The organism is Kitasatospora sp. NPDC004799, assembly GCF_040609095.1.
GTDB lineage: Bacteria > Actinomycetota > Actinomycetes > Streptomycetales > Streptomycetaceae > Kitasatospora.
Genome location: NZ_JBEXJK010000168.1, coordinates 1 through 16,801 on the forward strand (window position 1 = coordinate 1; position 16,801 = coordinate 16,801).

At 71.9% G+C, this 16,801-nt stretch carries 16 protein-coding genes and 1 tRNA gene; 10 read left to right on the plus strand and 7 right to left on the minus strand.

Annotated elements, in window-relative coordinates; all coding sequences use genetic code 11:
* Positions 1-262 precede the first annotated feature (262 nt).
* The 3 genes from ABZW03_RS21390 to ABZW03_RS21400 all read left to right on the plus strand — a co-directional run bounded on the left by ABZW03_RS21390 (position 263) and on the right by ABZW03_RS21400 (position 3,047).
* Positions 263-454: a MarR family transcriptional regulator gene (locus tag ABZW03_RS21390; protein ID WP_355260418.1), complete on the plus strand. Its 192-nt coding sequence runs from the start codon at positions 263-265 to the stop codon at positions 452-454.
* 245 nt (positions 455-699) lie between these two features.
* The gene (locus tag ABZW03_RS21395) at positions 700-1,446 is read left to right on the plus strand and encodes an MBL fold metallo-hydrolase (RefSeq protein ID WP_355260421.1); all 747 of its coding nucleotides are present in this window, start codon (positions 700-702) and stop codon (positions 1,444-1,446) included.
* A gap of 239 nt (positions 1,447-1,685) precedes the next feature.
* Positions 1,686-3,047, plus strand: a complete 1,362-nt coding sequence (locus tag ABZW03_RS21400; RefSeq protein ID WP_355260424.1) for a hypothetical protein — start codon at positions 1,686-1,688, stop codon at positions 3,045-3,047.
* A 110-nt stretch (positions 3,048-3,157) separates the two neighbouring features.
* On the opposite strand, the gene ABZW03_RS21405 is transcribed toward ABZW03_RS21400, so the two are convergent.
* The 4 genes from ABZW03_RS21405 to ABZW03_RS21420 all read right to left on the minus strand — a co-directional run bounded on the left by ABZW03_RS21405 (position 3,158) and on the right by ABZW03_RS21420 (position 8,838).
* Positions 3,158-4,444, minus strand: a complete 1,287-nt coding sequence (locus ABZW03_RS21405) for an LLM class flavin-dependent oxidoreductase (RefSeq protein ID WP_355260427.1) — start codon at positions 4,442-4,444, stop codon at positions 3,158-3,160.
* Positions 4,441-5,496: an LLM class flavin-dependent oxidoreductase gene (locus ABZW03_RS21410; RefSeq protein ID WP_355260430.1), complete on the minus strand. Its 1,056-nt coding sequence runs from the start codon at positions 5,494-5,496 to the stop codon at positions 4,441-4,443. Before ABZW03_RS21410 ends, ABZW03_RS21405 begins: the two co-directional genes overlap by 4 nt.
* 387 nt (positions 5,497-5,883) lie before the next feature.
* Positions 5,884-7,161 (minus strand): PTS transporter subunit EIIC, encoded by a 1,278-nt coding sequence (locus tag ABZW03_RS21415; RefSeq protein WP_355260433.1) that lies wholly within the window; start codon positions 7,159-7,161, stop codon positions 5,884-5,886.
* Between the two features lie 375 nt (positions 7,162-7,536).
* Entirely contained in the window at positions 7,537-8,838 is a 1,302-nt protein-coding gene (locus tag ABZW03_RS21420) for a PTS transporter subunit EIIC (RefSeq protein ID WP_355260436.1), read from the minus strand.
* 397 nt (positions 8,839-9,235) lie between these two features.
* On the opposite strand from ABZW03_RS21420, the gene ABZW03_RS21425 reads away from it, so the two are divergent.
* From ABZW03_RS21425 to rdgB, 4 genes are all read left to right on the plus strand, one after another.
* Positions 9,236-9,469 carry a PTS glucose/sucrose transporter subunit IIB gene (locus ABZW03_RS21425; RefSeq protein ID WP_224281934.1) on the plus strand — a complete coding sequence of 78 codons (234 nt, stop codon included), beginning with the start codon at positions 9,236-9,238 and terminating at the stop codon, positions 9,467-9,469.
* Positions 9,470-9,597: 128 nt separating this feature from the next.
* The gene (gene rph / locus ABZW03_RS21430) at positions 9,598-10,323 is read left to right on the plus strand and encodes a ribonuclease PH (RefSeq protein WP_355260440.1); all 726 of its coding nucleotides are present in this window, start codon (positions 9,598-9,600) and stop codon (positions 10,321-10,323) included.
* 256 nt (positions 10,324-10,579) lie between these two features.
* Positions 10,580-10,969: a hypothetical protein gene (locus ABZW03_RS21435; protein ID WP_355260443.1), complete on the plus strand. Its 390-nt coding sequence runs from the start codon at positions 10,580-10,582 to the stop codon at positions 10,967-10,969.
* A gap of 31 nt (positions 10,970-11,000) precedes the next feature.
* A complete protein-coding gene (gene rdgB / locus ABZW03_RS21440; RefSeq protein ID WP_355260446.1) occupies positions 11,001-11,606 on the plus strand; it encodes an RdgB/HAM1 family non-canonical purine NTP pyrophosphatase in 606 nt (201 codons plus the stop codon).
* A gap of 71 nt (positions 11,607-11,677) precedes the next feature.
* On the opposite strand, the gene ABZW03_RS21445 is transcribed toward rdgB, so the two are convergent.
* Positions 11,678-11,761: transfer RNA gene (locus ABZW03_RS21445), tRNA-Leu, on the minus strand.
* Between the two features lie 7 nt (positions 11,762-11,768).
* Positions 11,769-12,431, minus strand: a complete 663-nt coding sequence (locus tag ABZW03_RS21450; RefSeq protein WP_355260448.1) for an HNH endonuclease signature motif containing protein — start codon at positions 12,429-12,431, stop codon at positions 11,769-11,771.
* A gap of 295 nt (positions 12,432-12,726) precedes the next feature.
* On the opposite strand from ABZW03_RS21450, the gene ABZW03_RS21455 reads away from it, so the two are divergent.
* On the plus strand, positions 12,727-15,111 hold the full coding sequence (locus ABZW03_RS21455; RefSeq protein ID WP_355260457.1) for a chitinase C-terminal domain-containing protein: 2,385 nt from the start codon (positions 12,727-12,729) through the stop codon (positions 15,109-15,111).
* 94 nt (positions 15,112-15,205) lie between these two features.
* Here ABZW03_RS21455 and bcp read toward each other — a convergent pair whose 3' ends face one another.
* Positions 15,206-15,679, minus strand: coding sequence for a thioredoxin-dependent thiol peroxidase (gene bcp, locus ABZW03_RS21460; RefSeq protein WP_355260451.1), 474 nt, complete (start codon positions 15,677-15,679; stop codon positions 15,206-15,208).
* A gap of 166 nt (positions 15,680-15,845) precedes the next feature.
* On the opposite strand from bcp, the gene ABZW03_RS21465 reads away from it, so the two are divergent.
* Both ABZW03_RS21465 and ABZW03_RS21470 read left to right on the plus strand, forming a co-directional pair.
* On the plus strand, positions 15,846-16,187 hold the full coding sequence (locus tag ABZW03_RS21465) for a DUF3618 domain-containing protein (protein ID WP_355260454.1): 342 nt from the start codon (positions 15,846-15,848) through the stop codon (positions 16,185-16,187).
* A gap of 241 nt (positions 16,188-16,428) precedes the next feature.
* On the plus strand, positions 16,429-16,731 hold the full coding sequence (locus ABZW03_RS21470; protein ID WP_355260460.1) for a co-chaperone GroES: 303 nt from the start codon (positions 16,429-16,431) through the stop codon (positions 16,729-16,731).
* Positions 16,732-16,801: the final 70 nt, after the last annotated feature.

The following is a 16,801-nucleotide window of genomic DNA, read 5'->3' on the forward strand; positions in this document are numbered from 1 at the left end:
GCCAGCAGCGCGACGCCCAGCAGCGCCAGGACGAGCCAGGTGGCGGTCATGCCGTTCATGCGGCGAACCGTACCGGGCCGGGGGTGAACGCCACCACCGGGCCGGCGCGAACCGCCCCCACCGGGCGGGCCGGGCGTTTGTCCGCGCATTGCTCCCGGTTCGTCACGGAACTGCCACGATGCCCGTTCCGTGCCCGGCGCCCGGGCCGTTGCGGCGAAGCTGCGTCACGAACGTCCGCCCCCGTCCCCCCGGAGGTGCCCCCGTGACCCGTGGTCCCGAGCTGTGGTCCTACGCCGAGATCGCCCGCCACATCAACGTCCGGCGCGAGACCGTCCGCAGCTACCGCCGGCACCGGCTGCTGCCCGACCCGGACGTGATCGACGGCAGCGGACACCCGCGCTGGTACCCCTTCACCATCCGCAGCTGGGCCCGCAACCGGCCCCGGCGCCGCTGAACCCCGGCCCGTCAACCGCCCGCACCCCCACCCCGGGCGTTCTGGTGATTCCGCCCACAGCCCGGCACGGGGACGGGGGCAAAGTGCCGCTCCGCCCTTACCCTCGACACACCAACGCAGTGCTACCGGCCGGTCCACCGGGCCCGGCCTGCCGTTTTCCATGCTGTTTTCCACGCCGTACCGGTGGAGGACGGCGATGCCGTTTTCCAGCAGCAGCCAGGACATGTCGGGGCGGAGGGGCTCGGATGAAACTGACCGTGGTGGGGTGCTCGGGGAGCTTCCCGTCCGCCGACTCGCCCTGCTCCAGCTACCTGGTCGAGGCCGAGGGCTACCGCGTCGTCCTCGACCTCGGCAACGGAGCGCTCGGCGCCCTCCAGAAGTACACCGGCCTCTACGACGTCGACGCCGTCCTGCTCAGCCACCTGCACGCCGACCACTGCGTCGACCTGTGCGCCTACTGGGTGGCCCGCAACTACCGCGCCGAGGGCTGCCCCGAACTGCTGCCCGTGTACGGCCCGGCCGGCACCGCCGAGCGGCTCGCCCGCGCCTACGACATGCCGGAGAACCCCGGGATGAAGGAGGTGTTCGAGTTCCGCGGCCTCACCCCCGGCGGCTTCGAACTCGGGCCGTTCCGGATCGACGTCGCCCAGGTCAACCACCCCGTCGACGCCTTCGCCTTCCGGCTGGAGCACGGCGGCCGCTCGCTGGTCTACAGCGGGGACACCGGCGAGAGCGCCGAACTCGTCGCACTCGCCCGCGACACCGACCTCTTCCTCTGCGAGGCCGCGTACATCGACGGCCGCGACACCTACCGGGCCGTCCACCTCAACGGCCGCGAGGCGGGCGAGCACGCCGCCGCGGCCGGCGCCCGCCGGCTCGTCCTCACCCACATCCCCCCGTGGACCGACGCCGAGCACAACCGCCGGGACGCCGAGGCCGCCTACCCCGGGCCGGTCGAGGTCGCCCGGGCCGGTGCGGTGTACGAGGTGTGACCAGGACCGACCTGCCCGGAGCCGGGGTGCCGCGGGCCCCCAGCGCGGCCCCGGAGAAGGAGTTCCGGGACGACCCGCAACCCCCGCGCCCCCCGCACGTCCTAATGAGTGGGCGGCGGGAGACGCCGCCGGAACGGCCGGCCCGTCGGGCGCGGCCGCGATCACACCACTCGTCAGGCTCGTTTCGTGCTGCCCGGATCCGGCCCCGCCGGTCCGGGGCGGATCCAGGGGGGACTCCCATGCGCAAGACCAACCGTGCCCTGACCCGGGCGCGCCGGCTCGTCCCGGCGCTCGCCCTCACCGCCGCGCTGGCCGCCGGCGGCGCCGTGACCGCCACCCCGGCCTCCGCCGCTCCGGGGCCGTACAGCCTCACCGTGAACGCCCCGGCCGTGATCGGCTTCGCGGGCGGGCCGGTCGAGTTCACCGAGCACATCGGCAACGCGGGGGACCAGGGCAACGCCGTCGTGCTGGAGTTCGTGATCGAGACCGGCCTCGGGACGCCGCCGGACGCCCTGAGCCTGGAGTACTACGACGAGTCGATCCCCGACTGGCGCACGGTGGACCTGACGGAGCGCGTCGAGGACGACCGGACGGTCTACTCGGGCGGCACCGACAAGCTCTACGCCCCGGCCGGCGGCGCGGACATCAAGCTGCGCCTCGGCGTTCCCATGGGCAAGCCCCACGACGGGGCCGGCAACGGCGGCGTCGGCCCCGAGCTCACCTTCCGCACCGCCGTCAAGGGCTGGTGGCTGGACAGCCCGGTCGAGCCGCCGCTGAACGACACCCACGTGATCAAGGTCGACGGGATCAGCAACGGCCTGTCCGGGGTCCCGGCCTCGGTCGTCGCGGGCGGAGCGCCCGTCGAGTTCGACGCGGTGCTGAAGAACCCGACGCCGTCCGCCTACACCAACCTCGGCAACGTGCTGTTCACCGACCGGATCGCCACGGTCGAGGTCCGCGGCGCCGACGGGACCTGGACCACCGTGCCGGCCGTCACCGTCCCGGCGGAGGAGCAGGCCGGGCACTACCTGGACGGCCGCGACTCCTCGGCGGCGCCGAACAGTTCGCAGACCAGGCGGGTGCGGATCAGCTACCCCGCCGACAGCCCGCTCGGCCGGACCGAGCTGCACCCCTGCGTGTTCGTCAACGAGGGCGAGACACCGTTCCGGGGCACCACGATGTGCTCGCAGGGCGCCACCACCGAGGTCGTCGCCCCCGCGCCGGAGCCCGCCCCGTCCGCCACGTCCACCCCGTCTGCCACGTCCACCCCGTCCGGCTCGTCCGGTTCGTCCGGTTCGTCCAGGTCGAACGACTCCCAGGGCTCCCACGGTTGGTCCGGCTCGAACGGTTCGCACGGTTCCGAGTCGAAGCCGGACGGCGGCGCGCCCGTCGCCCGGCCGGCCGGGGACGTCACCAAGGCGCCCGCCGCTCCGGCGCCGGTGGACAACGCCCCCGCGGCCGCCGCCCGGCCGGTGGACCCGAACCTGGCCTCCACCGGCGCCGACAGCGACCGGACCGGCCTGATCGCGGGCGCCGGTGCGCTGCTGGTCGGTGCCGGAGCGGGGACCTTCGCCCTGGTCCGCCGCCGCCGCACCAGCTGACCGCCCGCCGTGCGCGGTCCGGCCGGGAGACCCGGGCGGGCCGCGCACGGTCACCCCGCCGGCGTCAGCCGGTGCCGGTGGCGCGAGTCGGCCACGGCCGCTCCTGCGCGTCAGCGCCGCCCGGGGACCGGCAGGCCGAGGTGGTCCCGCAGGGTGGGACCGGTGTAGTCGGTGCGGAACACCCCGCGCTCCTGGAGCAGCGGGACCACCCGGTCGACGAACTCGTCCAGGCCGCCCGGGGTGAGGTGCGGGACGAGGATGAAGCCGTCGGCCGCGTCGTTCTGCACGAAGTGGTCGATCTGCCCGGCGACGGTGGCGGGGGAGCCGATGAAGGACTGCCGGCCGGTCAGCTCGATCACCAGCTCGCGGCTGGTCAGCTTCTTCTCCGCGGCCACCGCCCGCCACCGTTCGGCGACGGCCACCGGGTCGCCGTGCCGGACCCGGCCCTGGACCAGGGCGCTGTCCGGGTCGGGGTCGACGGCCGGCAGCGGTCCGTCCGGGTCGTGGTCGGAGAGGTCGATGCCCCAGACCTGCTCCAGGAAGACGATCGCGGTCTGCGGGCTGACCTGGGCCCGGCGGATCTCCCGGGCCCGTTCGGCGGCCTCGGCGTCGGTGTCGCCGAGGACGAAGGTGGCCCCGGGCATGATCTTCAGCTCGTCCGGCTTGCGCCCGTACGCGGCGAGCCGGCGCTTGACGTCGGCGTGGAAGGCCTGGCCGTCGGCGAGGGTGGAGTGCCGGGAGAACACCACGTCGGCGGTGGCGGCGGCGAACTCGCGCCCCTCGTCGGAGTCCCCGGCCTGGATCACCACCGGGTGGCCCTGCGGCGGGCGCGGCAGCGAGAGCCGGCCCTCGACCTCGAACTGCGGGCCGGAGTGCCGGACGGTCTCCTCCCCGGCGTCCCAGAACTCCCGTGCCAGCTGGACGAATTCGGCGGCCCGGGTGTAGCGGTCGGCGCGGTCCAGGTAGCCGCCGCGGCGGAAGTTCTCCCCGGTGAAGGCGTCCGAGGAGGTGACCACGTTCCAGGCCGCGCGGCCGCCGGAGAGGTGGTCCAGCGAGGCGAACCGGCGGGCCAGTTCGTACGGCTCGTTGAAGGTCGCGTTGACGGTGGCGGCCAGGCCGAGCCGCTCGGTGACGGCGGCCAGCGCGTTCAGCACGGTGATCGACTCGGGGCGGCCGACCACGTCGAGGTCGTGGATGAGGCCCTTGGCCTCGCGCAGCCGCAGGCCCTCGGCGAGGAAGAAGAAGTCGAACTTCCCGCGCTCGGCGGTCTGCGCGAGGTGGCGGAAGGAGGAGAACTCGATGTGGCTGCCGGCGGCCGGGTCGCTCCACACCGTGGTGTTGTTGACGCCGGGGAAGTGCGCGGCGAGGTGGATCTGCTTGAGCGGTCGGTCCGTCATCGGGTCACCTCGGCGAGGGCGGGGGAAGCGGTGGGGGCGCCGGCGGGGCGGGCGGCGTAGCGGCTGGCCGGGCGGGCCAGGCCGAGGTGGTCGCGCAGGGTGCGGCCGGAGTACTCGGCGCGCAGCAGTCCGGCGGCGCGCAGGGCGGGGGCGATCCGGTCGGCCAGGGCGGCCAGGTCGCGCGGCGGGTCGGCGGGGGAGAGGTGGAAGCCGTCGACGCCGGTGCCGGTCGCGGTGAGCTCGGCGAGCAGCCGCTCGTCGGCGGCCCGGTCGGGCAGGGCGGACAGGGCGGTGCCGAGCCGGGCGAGGATGCGCAGGCCCTCGCCGGCCCGCAGCCGCAGTTCGGTGGCGGCGGTCAGCCGGGTGGCGCGGTCGGGGGCGTCGAGCAGTACGACGTCGGCGTGCCGGATCGCGGCGGCGACCCGGGCCCGCCCGCCCGGGGAGGCGTCCGGCGCGAGGTCGGCGGCGTCGACCGGTACCGCGACCACCGGGCGGCCCTGCGGCGGGCGCGGGGTGATGGACGGGCCGCGGACCGAGAAGTGCGGGCCCGCGAAGTCGATGTAGTGCAGCTTGTCGCGGTCGACGAACCGTCCGGTGGCGGTGTCGCGGATCTCCGCGTCGTCCTCCCAGCTGTCCCAGAGCCGGGCGGCCACCTCGACGGCGTCGGCGGCCTCGGACCACAGCTCGTCCTCGGCGGCGACCGGCCGGCGGCCGAAGGCCCGGGCCTCGGCCTCGGTGGTGGAGACGCCGACCAGCCAGCCGGCCCGGCCCTCGCTCGCCCAGTCCAGGGTGTTGACCGAGATCGAGGTGTGGAAGGGCTCGGTGTGGGTGGTGGTGACGGTCGGCACCAGCCCGACCCGGTCGGTCAGCGGGGCGATCCGGGCGAGCGCGGCGAGCGCGTCGGGGCGGCTCGGCGCGGCGGCGAAGGAGTCGTCGAGGGTGACGAAGTCCAGGGTGGCCCGCTCGGCGAGGCGGGCGAGGTAGGCGTAGTGCCCGGCGTCGAAGCGGCCGGGGCTGTCGAGGGCGGCGGACAGGTGCAACTGGCGGGGCATGGTGAGCCTGACTTCCTCGTGCGGACGCGAGCGGGCCCCGGCGCGGCCGTGCGCGGGCACGGGCACGGGGGCGCGCCGGAGCGCGGTGGCGGCCCGGGGGCGGAGCCCGTACGGGCGGGGGAGGGAGGAACCGGCGCCGGGCGGGACGTCAGCCGGGCGGCGGCGGGGGAACGGTCAGCTCAGCCGCGACACGCCGCGGACCACACGCGACCGAAGTCGATGTGGCTGCGGGTGACCAGCGGGCACGAGGCGTTCACCGCTTCAGTTGACCAGGGCGTCCGTCGGTTCGTCAACCGCCGTTTCGGCCCCTGGTACGCGGAAGGCCCCGCCCCGCCGCTGGTGGAGCAGCGGCGGGACGGGGCCTTCGGGCGGGCGGTGACGCGGGCGTCAGGCCTTGGTGACGTCCTCGATCTCGTCGTCGTCCTCGCGACCGGGGGTCTTGAGGTTGAACTTGGTGATCGCGAAGCGGAACAGGAAGTAGTAGACCGCGGCGAAGACCAGGCCGAGCGGGATGATCATCCACGGGTCGGTGGCCTTGTTCCAGGCCAGCGCGTAGTCGATCAGGCCGCCGGAGAAGGTGAAGCCGTCGTGCACGCCGAGCGCCCAGGTGACGGTCATCGACACGGCGGTGAGCAGCGCGTGGATGACGTACAGGACCGGGGCGATGAAGACGAAGGCGAACTCGATCGGCTCGGTGACACCGGTGACGAAGGAGGTCAGGGCCAGCGAGACCATCATGCCGGTGACGGCCTTGCGGCGGTGCGGCTTGGCGGCGTGGGCGATGGCCAGCGCGGCGGCGGGCAGCGCGAACATCATGATCGGGTAGAAGCCCGACATGAACTGTCCGGCGGTCGGGTCGCCGGCGAAGAAGCGGGTCAGGTCGCCGTGCACGACGGTGCCGTCGGGCTTGGTGAAGTCACCGGTCTGGAACCAGGCGAAGGAGTTCACGAACTGGTGCATGCCGACCGGCAGCAGACCGCGGTTGACCAGGCCGAACGCGCCCGCGCCGAACGCGCCGGCACCGATCAGGGAGTCGTTTAGGGACTTGACGGCGTCACCGATCGGGCCCCAGGCCAGACCGAAGAAGACGCCGATGCCGGTGCCGACGAAGGCCATCATGATCGGGACCAGGCGGCGGCCGTTGAAGAAGCCGAGCCAGTCGACCAGCTTGGTGCGGTGGTACTTCTGCCACAGCACCGCGGCCAGCAGGCCGATCACGATGCCGCCGAGCACACCCGGGTCCTGGTAGACCGGCTTGACCCACTTGTCGCCGTCGACGTGGCCCTCGGAGACCGGGAACGCGGTGAGGACGTTCTTGTAGACCAGGAAGCCGACCAGCGCGGCGAGGGCGGTGGAGCCGTCCGCCTTCTTGGCGAAGCCGATCGCGATGCCCACCGCGAAGAGCAGCGGCAGGTTGGCGAACACGCCGTCACCGGCGGTGGCGAAGACCGAGGCGACCTTGTTCCAGCCGAGGCCGTCCTTGCCGAACACGTCGTCCTGGCCGAGACGCATCAGCAGGCCGGCGGCGGGGAGCACGGCGATGGGCAGCTGGAGGCTGCGGCCGATCTTCTGCAGACCCTGGAGGAGGTTCTGGCCGAACTGCTTGGCGGGGCTTGGCGAAGCCGGAGCCGTGGCGGGCGCCGGTGCCTGCGCAGACTGACTCATGGGGGTGGGTTCCTAACGGCATGGCGGTCGGTCGGGGGGAGGCTCGGGGGCCAACCGCGAACTGGTCTACACCACACGTGGTGTAGACCAGTTTTGTAGCACGGGTGGAGAAGTCGAGGAACCCCGGAAAGCGCCGTCACCGGGAAGCGCTATGAAATCGAAACCTACTTACCGAATGGTGATCATGGTAGCGGCCGTGATTCCGATTTTGGCCGGTTGCGCAACAAAATCGATTTTGGCTAATGGCGCAACAAAAGCACAACCTGCCCCTGCCAGGGGCGTTGGGCCCGGTGACCGGGCTTTCCGAAATGCGGAGGGCCCCCGGACCGGTGGTCCGGAGGCCAATGCGGGGATAACCCCTGGGGAAGCCCGGTTTCAGGCCTTGGTGACGTCCTCGACCTCGGCCTCGTCCTCCCGGCCGGGAGTTTTCAGGTCGAATTTGACGATGATGAACCGGAAGAGCGCGTAGTACACGACGGCGAAGCCGAGGCCGATCGGGATGATCAGCCACGGCTTGGTGGCGAGCCCCCAGTTGATCACGTAGTCGATCAGGCCGGCCGAGAAGCTGAACCCGTCGTGCACCCCGAGCCCCCAGGTCACCGCCATCGAGGCGCCGGTCAGCAGCGCGTGCACGGCGTACAGGGCCGGGGCGATGTAGGCGAAGGAGTACTCGATCGGCTCGGTGACGCCGGTCACGAAGGAGGTCAGGCCGACCGAGAGCATCAGGCCGTAGATCTCCTTGCGCCGGTGCGGCTTCGCCGAGTGCGCGATCGCGAGCGCGGCGGCCGGCAGCGCGAACATCATGATCGGGAAGAAGCCGGACTGGAACTGGCCGGCCGTCGGGTCGCCCGCCAGGAAGCGCGGGATGTCGCCGTGCACCAGCGTGCCGTCCGGCTTGGCGAACTCCCCGAACTGGAACCAGACGAAGGTGTTCAGCAGCTGGTGCATGCCGATCAGCAGCAGCGCGCGGTTGAACACGCCGAAGATGCCCGCGCCGCCCGCGCCCAGGTCGGAGAGGTTCTGCGAGAAGTCGTTCAGGCCCCGGCCGATCGGCGGCCAGACCCAGAGCGCCAGCACGGCGATGACCAGGCCCACCAGGGCGGTGATCATCGGGACCAGGCGGCGGCCGTTGAAGAAGCCGAGCCAGTCCACCAGCCGGGTGCGGTGGAACCGGACCCACAGCCAGGCCGACAGCAGGCCGATCAGGATGCCGCCCAGCACGCCCGGGTTCTGGTACGTCGCGGCCGCGATCTTCGACGAGGAGTAGCTCACGCACTGGCCGGTCCAGGCGTCCGGCACCAGGGTCGTCCCCGCCGGGCAGTCCTCCGGGAAGGAGTGCAGGACCTTGTAGTAGACCAGGAAGCCGACCACGGCGGCCAGCGCCGTCGAGCCGTCGGCCTTCTTGGCCATGCCGATCGCGACGCCGATGCAGAACAGCATCGGCAGGCCGAAGGAGGAGTCGAGCAGCGCGCCGCCCGCGGAGGCGAAGACCTTCGCGACGTCGTTCCAGCCCAGTCCGTCCTTGCCGAACACGTCCGGCTGGCCGAGGCGGTTGAGGATGCCCGCGGCGGGGAGCACCGCCACCGGCAGCTGCAGGGAACGGCCCATCTTCTGGAGGCCGCCGTAGAAGGTGTGCCACCACGTGGTCCGCGGGGCCGTGGCGCCTGCCGAACTCATCCTTCGCCCTCCGGGAACGGTTGCCGGCCGGTGGCCCCTGCGGGACCCTCGGGCGGAGCTCGGGAACACCCGGGGCCGTTCCCGCGTTCCTCGGAGTACACATATATTGGTGTAGACCACTTGGACGCAGGCGCACTCCGGAGGCGCGAGCCCCGCTGATCGTCATCCTCGGGCGACGATCGGGAGCCTGCCCGCCGGAATGGGCCAAAAGTGGACTAACGTGGCGGACCGGACCGGCGCGGGTGATGCTGGTCGCGCCGTTCGCCGGCCGACCGCAGCCGAACCCGCGTCAACCACCGGCACGGACCTCACCGCCCGGCGGCGAGGGACACCCAGCACCAGCGCAGGACGGCACCCGGCAGAGCCGCCGAAGGGCCGAGACAGAGGGAGAAACCAGATGGCCAGCAAGGCTGAGAAGATCGTCGCCGGTCTGGGCGGCATCGAGAACATCGAAGAGGTCGAGGGCTGCATCACCCGCCTGCGCACCGAGGTCAAGGACGCCGCCCTGGTCGACGAGGCCGCCCTCAAGGCCGCCGGCGCCCACGGCGTCGTGAAGATGGGCACCGCGATCCAGGTCGTCATCGGCACCGACGCCGACCCGATCGCCGCCGACATCGAGGACATGATGTGAGCTGAACCACCCGGTTCGGCCCGCCCGGCCCGCCGACCCGCCCAGGGGGACGGCGGGCCGCGGCGCACCCGGGGGCGGACCGGCGGCGCCACCTGAGTCGGACCCCGGAGCGACTACGCTCAGTGCCTATGTCACGCATCGACGGCCGCACCCCCGAACAGCTCCGCCCGATCACCATCGAACGGGGCTGGAGCAAGCACGCCGAAGGCTCCGTCCTCATCTCCTACGGCGACACCAAGGTGCTGTGCACCGCCAGCGTCACCGAGGGCGTGCCCCGCTGGCGCAAGGGCAGCGGCGAGGGCTGGGTCACCGCCGAGTACTCCATGCTCCCGCGCGCCACCAACACCCGCGGCGACCGCGAGGCCGTCAAGGGCCGCATCGGCGGCCGCACCCACGAGATCAGCCGGCTCATCGGCCGCTCGCTGCGCGCCGTGGTCGACCACCGCGCGCTCGCCGAGAACACCATCGTCCTGGACTGCGACGTCCTCCAGGCCGACGGCGGCACCCGCACCGCCGCCATCACCGGCGCCTACGTCGCCCTGGTCGACGCCGTCGCCTGGGCCCGCGACAAGAAGCTGCTGCGCGCCAAGGGCCAGCCGATCACCGGCGGCGTCAGCGCCGTCAGCGTCGGCATCATCGACAGCGTCCCGATGCTCGACCTCCGGTACGAGGAGGACGTGCGCGCCGAGACCGACATGAACATCGTCTGCACCTCCGACGGCCGCTTCGTCGAGGTCCAGGGCACCGCCGAGGGCGCCCCGTTCGACCGCGCCCTGCTCGACCGGCTGCTCGACCTCGGCAGCCTCGGCTGCGCGGAGCTGGACGAGATCCAGCGCAAGGCCCTGGAGGGCTGAACCGGCGCGGGCCCCGCGGCCGTGGACCGGAACGGACGCATGGTCAGCCCGCGCGCCCGGACGGCCGTTCGGCCGGCGGTCGGCCGGGTACGGACGTCCGTGCGGGCCGCGCGGCGCACGGCCCGCCGGACGGTCGGCCTGCTGTACAGGCCGGGTCCGGAGACCGTACGGTTCCCGCAGCACCCCCGCTGCGGGAACCGCGCACCCCTCGGCGCGCGTCCCACCCCACGGAACCCGCGCCCCCCAGGAGGATCGGATGCCGTCGAGCATCGCCCGCCCCGCCGCCCTCGCCGTGGCCGGACTCATCGCGATCCTCCCGCTCAGCATGGTGAGCTGCTCGGCCGCCCAGAAGGCGCTCGACTGCGGCAACACCGCGGTGAAGATCACCGGCGACATCGCCGACGTCACCAAGGCCTACGACAACGCGAGCAACGACTCGGCGGCCGCCGGGAAGGCCCTGCAGAAGCTCAAGAACGACCTCGACCAGATCGGGAAGAGCTCCAAGGACACCGATGTCGCCAAGGCCGTGACCGATCTGCAGAAGCAGGTCGAGAACGTGCAGCGGGCCGCGGAGAAGAACGAGATCCCGGACCTCAAGCCGCTCGGCGACGCGGCCGGCAACCTCACCTCGGTCTGCACCGGCTGACCGCTCCCGGGGCCTCGGTAGGGTGGACGGCATGTCCACCCGCCTGATCCTCGCCACCCGCAACCAGCACAAGGTCACCGAGCTCCGCGCCATCCTGGCGGACGCCGGCCTGGACGTCGAGCTCGTCGGGGCCGACGCCTACCCGGAGATCCCGGACGTCCCCGAGACCGGTGTCACCTTCGCCGAGAACGCCCTGCTCAAGGCGCACGCCCTGGCCCGGGCCACCGGCCTGCCCGCCGTCGCCGACGACTCCGGCCTCTGCGTGGACGTGCTGAACGGCGCGCCCGGCATCTTCTCCGCCCGCTGGTCCGGCAAGCACGGCGACGACCGCGCCAACCTCGACCTGCTGCTCGCCCAGCTCTCCGACATCGCCGAGCCGCACCGCGGCGCCCACTTCTTCTGCGCCGCCGCCCTCGCCCTCCCCGACGGCACCGAGCGCGTCGTCGAGGGCCGCCTCCTCGGCACCCTGCGCACCGCCCCGGCCGGCGACGGCGGCTTCGGCTACGACCCGATCCTCCAGCCCCTCGGCGAGACCCGCACCTGCGCCGAGCTCACGGCCGACGAGAAGAACGCCATCAGCCACCGCGGCCAGGCCTTCCGCGCCCTCGCCCCGGTCGTCAAGGACCTCCTCGCCTGACGGCCCGTCCGGCGAAACGTCGAAGGCCCGCCCCGAGATCACTCGGGGCGGGCCTTCGATTTAAAGGCTAGTGCGGCCTGAGGGACTCGAACCCTCACGGGATTTCTCCCACGGGCACCTAAAACCCGCGCGGCTGCCTGTTACGCCAAGGCCGCATGGCCTTCAGTCTAGGGCTTCGCCCTGGGCTGGGACACCGCCCTTCTTTCGCCTGCAGTAGGTCGCGGTGATGGCATGGCAGTTCGGGCAGAGCAGCCGGAGGTTGTCCGGCCGGTTGTCCGACCAGTCGCCGTTGATGTGGTCGACCTCCAGCGTCATAGGTCGGCCGAGCCACTCGGGGCCGGTGCCGCAGCCCTCGCACAGCTCGGGTCGGCCGAGCTCGGCCAATGCGCTGCGGATCCGCGAGCCGGGAAGCCGCTTGGCTTCCGCAGCTCGCCGGACGAGGAGCTCATCAGCGGGGATTCTGGTGGGGAGCCGCTTGCCGCGGGCGTGGGCCTGCCCGGTGAAGTGGGAGGTGTCGATGCCGAGTGCCTTGATACGGCGCCCGATGTGGGCTTGGGTGCCGCCGGCTTGGCGCTTGTGGAGGTAGCGCACGACCCCGGCCACGCTGTGGCACGCCGAGACGGCCTCCTCAAGGATCTCCCGGGTGTAGACGCTACCGGTCGGGCGGAAGTGCGAGGTGTCGATCCCGTACTCGGTGAGCTTGCGACGCAGGTACTTGCGCCGGTCGCGGTTGGGCTCCCGGCCGAGTGCGACCAGCACCTCGTCGAGAGAGCCGGCAGTGGCAGCGATGCTCGCGAGCAGTTCGTCGGTGTACTCGATCGCCATGGTTGTTCCCCCTTCGGGCAGGCGTGTGCCCGTCCCCCGGTATGCGAACGATCGGGGAGTGGGTTGGTCACGGCCTCCGGGATGTTTAGCTTCTGATTACCAATTGGTACAGACCTATTGACCTATGTGGTTCAGACCACATAGCTTCTGCGCCAATTGCAATCCCCCACGTGCGTGCTCCCCCACAGGCACGCGCCGACACTCTCTCCCGGAGGACCGAGTGTTGATCCGAAACACGGCGGAGCGGCGTCCCACCGCCGCCCACCGCCGGAAGAGCCCGGCGGCGCGGGCCGGTGTGGCCTCGCTCGCCGCGGCGTCGTTGGCCGGGCTGCTGATGGCGACGCTGGGCGCGGCGCCCTCGCAGGCGTCGGCGGCCGTCGACAACGCGGCGTGTCGGCCGGACGGCCTGTACCAGACGGCCGGAGTGGACGTCCCGTACTGCTCCGTCTACGACACCAGCGGGCGCGAGAAGATGGGCGCGGACCACCAGCGCCGCATCATCGGCTACTTCACCGGCTGGCGCACCGGCAAGAACGGCGACGCGCCGTACCTGGTGAGCGACGTCCCCTGGGACAAGGTCACCCACCTCAACTACGCCTTCGGCCACGTCGGCGGCGACAACAAGCTCTCGGTCGGCACCGACGGCCCGACCAACGAGGCCACCGGGATCTCCTTCCCCGGCGTCCCCGGCGCCGAGCTGGACCCGAGCCTGCCGTACAAGGGCCACTTCAACCTGCTGACGAAGTACAAGAAGCAGTACCCGAACGTGAAGACCCTGATCTCGGTGGGCGGTTGGACCGAGACCGGCGGCTACTTCGGGGACGACGGCAAGCGCGTCAACTCCGGCGGCTTCTACTCGATGACCGTCAACCCGGACGGCAGCGTCAACCAGGCCGGCATCGACACCTTCGCCGCCTCCTCGGTCGACTTCATCCGCAAGTACGGCTTCAACGGCGTCGACATCGACTACGAGTACCCGACCTCGATGAAGGACGCCGGCAACCCGCTGGACTGGCAGCTGGCCAACGGCAAGCGCGGCTCGCTGGCCAAGGGCTACGCGGCGCTGATGAAGACCCTGCGGGAGAGCCTGGACAAGGCCGGCGCCGCCGACGGCAAGCACTACCTGCTGTCGGTCGCGGCCCCGTCCTCGGGCTACCTGCTGCGCGGCATGGAGACCTTCCAGGTGGCCAAGTACCTGGACTACGTCAACATCATGTCGTACGACCTGCACGGCGCCTGGAACAAGTACGTCGGCCCGAACGCCTCGCTGTTCGACGACGGCAAGGACGGCGAGCTGGCCGCCGCCAACGTCTACGGCACCGCGCAGTACGGCGGCATCGGCTACCTGAACGCCGACTGGTCGTACCACTACTTCCGCGGCTCGATGCCCGGCGGCCGGATCAACGTCGGCCTGCCGTACTACACCCGTGGTTTCAAGAACGTGCAGGGCGGCACCAACGGCCTCTGGGGCACCGCCTCGGCGACCACCTGCCCGGCCGGCTCCGGCCTGACCTCCTGCGGTGACGGCGCGGTCGGCATCGACAACATCTGGAACGACAAGGACGACGCGGGCAAGGAGTCCCCGGCCGGGTCGAACCCGATGTGGCACGCCAAGAACCTGGAGAAGGGCATCCTGCCCGACTACCTGGCCAAGTACGGCGTCTCCGACACCGCGCTGCAGGGCACCTACACCCGCAACTACAGCTCCACCCTGGTGGCGCCGTGGCTGTGGAACGACGCCAAGAAGGTGTTCCTCTCCACCGAGGACGAGCAGTCGGTGGGCGCCAAGGCGGACTACATCGTCAACCAGGGTGCCGGCGGCGCGATGATCTGGGAGCTCGCGGGCGACTACCGCTGGGACGCCACCGCCAACGGCGGCAAGGGCCAGTACGTGCCCGGCAACACGCTGACCACGCTGATGTACGACAAGTTCAAGGCGGCGTCCCCGTACGGCGCGGTCCGCTCGACGACCACGCTGCCGCAGCAGACCCTGCCGATCGACGTGTCGTTCACCAACTTCGCGCTGGGCGACTCGAACTACCCGATCAACCCGAAGCTGCACATCGTCAACAACTCGACGCTGACCCTGCCGGGCGGCACCGAGTTCCAGTTCGACTACGCCAACTCGGCGCCGGGCAACGCCAAGGACCAGTCCGGCTTCGGCCTCCAGGTCATCAAGCAGGACAACCCGGGCCCGGGCAACGTCGGCGGTCTGAAGGGCACCTACAACCGGGTGTCGGTCAAGCTGCCGGGCTGGCAGTCGCTGGCGCCGGGCGCCTCGATCGACATGGACTTCGTCTACTACCTGCCGGTGTCCACGCCGTCGAACTGGACGGTCAACGTGGGCGGCACGCTGTACGGGATCAAGGGCGACCTGACCCGCGGCGCGGTGGACGGCGGCACGCCGACCCCGACCCCGACACAGACGGCCACCCCGACGCCGACCCCCACGGGCACGCCGACCGGGACGCCGACGGCCACCCCGACCGGGACCCCGACCGCGACCCCGACCTCGGGCACCTGCACGGCCGCCCCGAGCTGGGACGCGGGCACCACCTACGCGACCCCCACCAAGGTCTCGTGGAAGGGCCACTACTACCAGAACAAGTGGTGGACCAAGGGCGACGACCCCGCGGCCAGCGGTGCGTGGGGCGTCTGGAGCGACCTCGGGGCCTGCTGATCAGGGCGGCCCGCTGAGGTGAGGGACGGCGGTGGCGGTGCACCCGGTCGGGGGGTGTGCCGCCACCGCTCCGTCGTTCCGGGGGTAGTGGCGTCTACGCCCCGATCCTGAGGTCGCGCAGCAGCTTGGCGACGTGGCCGGTGGCCCGCACGTTGTAGAAGGCGTGCTCGACCTTGCCCTGCTCGTCCACGACGATCGTGGAGCGGATCACGCCGAGGTAGGTGCGGCCGTAGTTCTGCTTCTCGCCGAAGGCGCCGTACGCCTCCAGCGTCGCCTTCTCCGGGTCGGACAGCAGGGTGACCTTGAGGTTCTCGGCCTCGCGGAACTTGCCGAGCTTCTCCGGCTTGTCCGGGGAGATGCCGATGACGTCGTAGCCGGCGCCCGCGAGCAGCTCCAGGTTGTCCGTGAAGTCGCAGGCCTGCTTGGTGCAGCCGGGGGTCAGCGCGGCGGGGTAGAAGTAGACGATGACCTTGCGGCCCGCGTGGTCGGCCAGGGACACCTGGTTGCCGTCGGCGTCGGACAGGCTGAAGGCGGGCGCGGTGTCGCCGGGCTGGAGGCGCTCAGACACGGTCGTACTCTCCTGGAGGCTGGGACGGGCGGTCGTACCACGGCAAACTTACCTCCGATGGTGGGTGGGGCCGCGCGACCGTGTGCGGCAGCTGACACACTGGGTCAGTCGCACCGATCGAACGGATCGGACGGAACAACATCGGCGAGTGAATGGGGTGGCCCGAGTGGGCGAGGCGAGCACGCAGGACAAGTCGGCGCGGACGACCGCCCAGATCGAGGCGGACATCGAGCGGACGCGTGACCGGCTGGCGTCGACCCTGGACGAACTGGCCGTCCGCGTCCACCCGAGCACCATCTCCGCCCAGGTCAAGGCGAAGGCCGCGGCCGCCGTCGAGGAGAAGACCGCCCGGGCCTACGTGGCCGCCAGCGGCGTGGTGGAGAAGGTCAAGGCGCAGTTCGTGGACGAGAAGGGGCAGCCGCGCCGCGAGCGGGTCGTCCCGGCCGCGCTGGTCGGGGTGGGCCTGGTGCTGCTGGTCGTCTCGAGCCGCAAGCGCCGCAAGGGCTGAGCGGTAGCGGTACGGACGGAAGGGTCGGGCGGCATCGGGCGCCCGGCCCTTCCGCGTGCCCGGCTCCTCCGTGGGTCGGGCCTGAAGCGGGTCGGGCCTTCCGCATGCCGGGCCACCGTCACGCGCCGCGCCGGGGGGAGGTACCTTCGGGACCGTGAGTACGAACGACGATGCGATCCGCTCCGACCACTCGCCGGAGCCCGTCCGCCACGACCGGCTCGGCGAGAAGCTGCCGATCCGGATGCTGCACGACCGCGTACTGGTGCGCACCGAGGGCGGCGAGGGCGAGCGCCGCTCCACCGGCGGCATCCTGATCCCGGCCACGGCGGAGCTGTCCAAGCGCTGCACCTGGGCGGAGGCCGTCGCGGTGGGCCAGAGCGTGCGCTCGGTGGAGCCCGGCGACCGGGTGCTGTACGACCCGGAGGACAAGCTGGAGGTCGAGGTCCGCGGCGCCACCTACGTGCTGCTGCGCGAGCGCGACCTGCACGCCGTCGCCGCGACCCGCTTCGGCGACACGGAGGGTTCGACCGGGCTCTACCTGTGACGGCCTGATTCCCGGAACCCTGTGGCGGCGCCGCGCCCCCGCGGGGGCCGCCGCCCGGGCGCGGGCCGGG

What these genes read in the sequence shown, in the direction of transcription:
- ABZW03_RS21395 (WP_355260421.1), top strand. Translation starts at nt 700, where the DNA reads ATGAAACTGACCGTGGTGGGGTGCTCGGGGAGCTTCCCGTCCGCCGAC.
- ABZW03_RS21400 (WP_355260424.1), top strand. Translation starts at nt 1,686, where the DNA reads ATGCGCAAGACCAACCGTGCCCTGACCCGGGCGCGCCGGCTCGTCCCG.
- ABZW03_RS21405 (WP_355260427.1), bottom strand. Translation starts at nt 4,444, where the DNA reads ATGACGGACCGACCGCTCAAGCAGATCCACCTCGCCGCGCACTTCCCC.
- ABZW03_RS21410 (WP_355260430.1), bottom strand. Translation starts at nt 5,496, where the DNA reads ATGCCCCGCCAGTTGCACCTGTCCGCCGCCCTCGACAGCCCCGGCCGC.
- ABZW03_RS21415 (WP_355260433.1), bottom strand. Translation starts at nt 7,161, where the DNA reads ATGAGTCAGTCTGCGCAGGCACCGGCGCCCGCCACGGCTCCGGCTTCG.
- ABZW03_RS21420 (WP_355260436.1), bottom strand. Translation starts at nt 8,838, where the DNA reads ATGAGTTCGGCAGGCGCCACGGCCCCGCGGACCACGTGGTGGCACACC.
- ABZW03_RS21425 (WP_224281934.1), top strand. Translation starts at nt 9,236, where the DNA reads ATGGCCAGCAAGGCTGAGAAGATCGTCGCCGGTCTGGGCGGCATCGAG.
- rph (WP_355260440.1), top strand. Translation starts at nt 9,598, where the DNA reads ATGTCACGCATCGACGGCCGCACCCCCGAACAGCTCCGCCCGATCACC.
- ABZW03_RS21435 (WP_355260443.1), top strand. Translation starts at nt 10,580, where the DNA reads ATGCCGTCGAGCATCGCCCGCCCCGCCGCCCTCGCCGTGGCCGGACTC.
- rdgB (WP_355260446.1), top strand. Translation starts at nt 11,001, where the DNA reads ATGTCCACCCGCCTGATCCTCGCCACCCGCAACCAGCACAAGGTCACC.
- ABZW03_RS21450 (WP_355260448.1), bottom strand. Translation starts at nt 12,431, where the DNA reads ATGGCGATCGAGTACACCGACGAACTGCTCGCGAGCATCGCTGCCACT.
- ABZW03_RS21470 (WP_355260460.1), top strand. Translation starts at nt 16,429, where the DNA reads ATGCTGCACGACCGCGTACTGGTGCGCACCGAGGGCGGCGAGGGCGAG.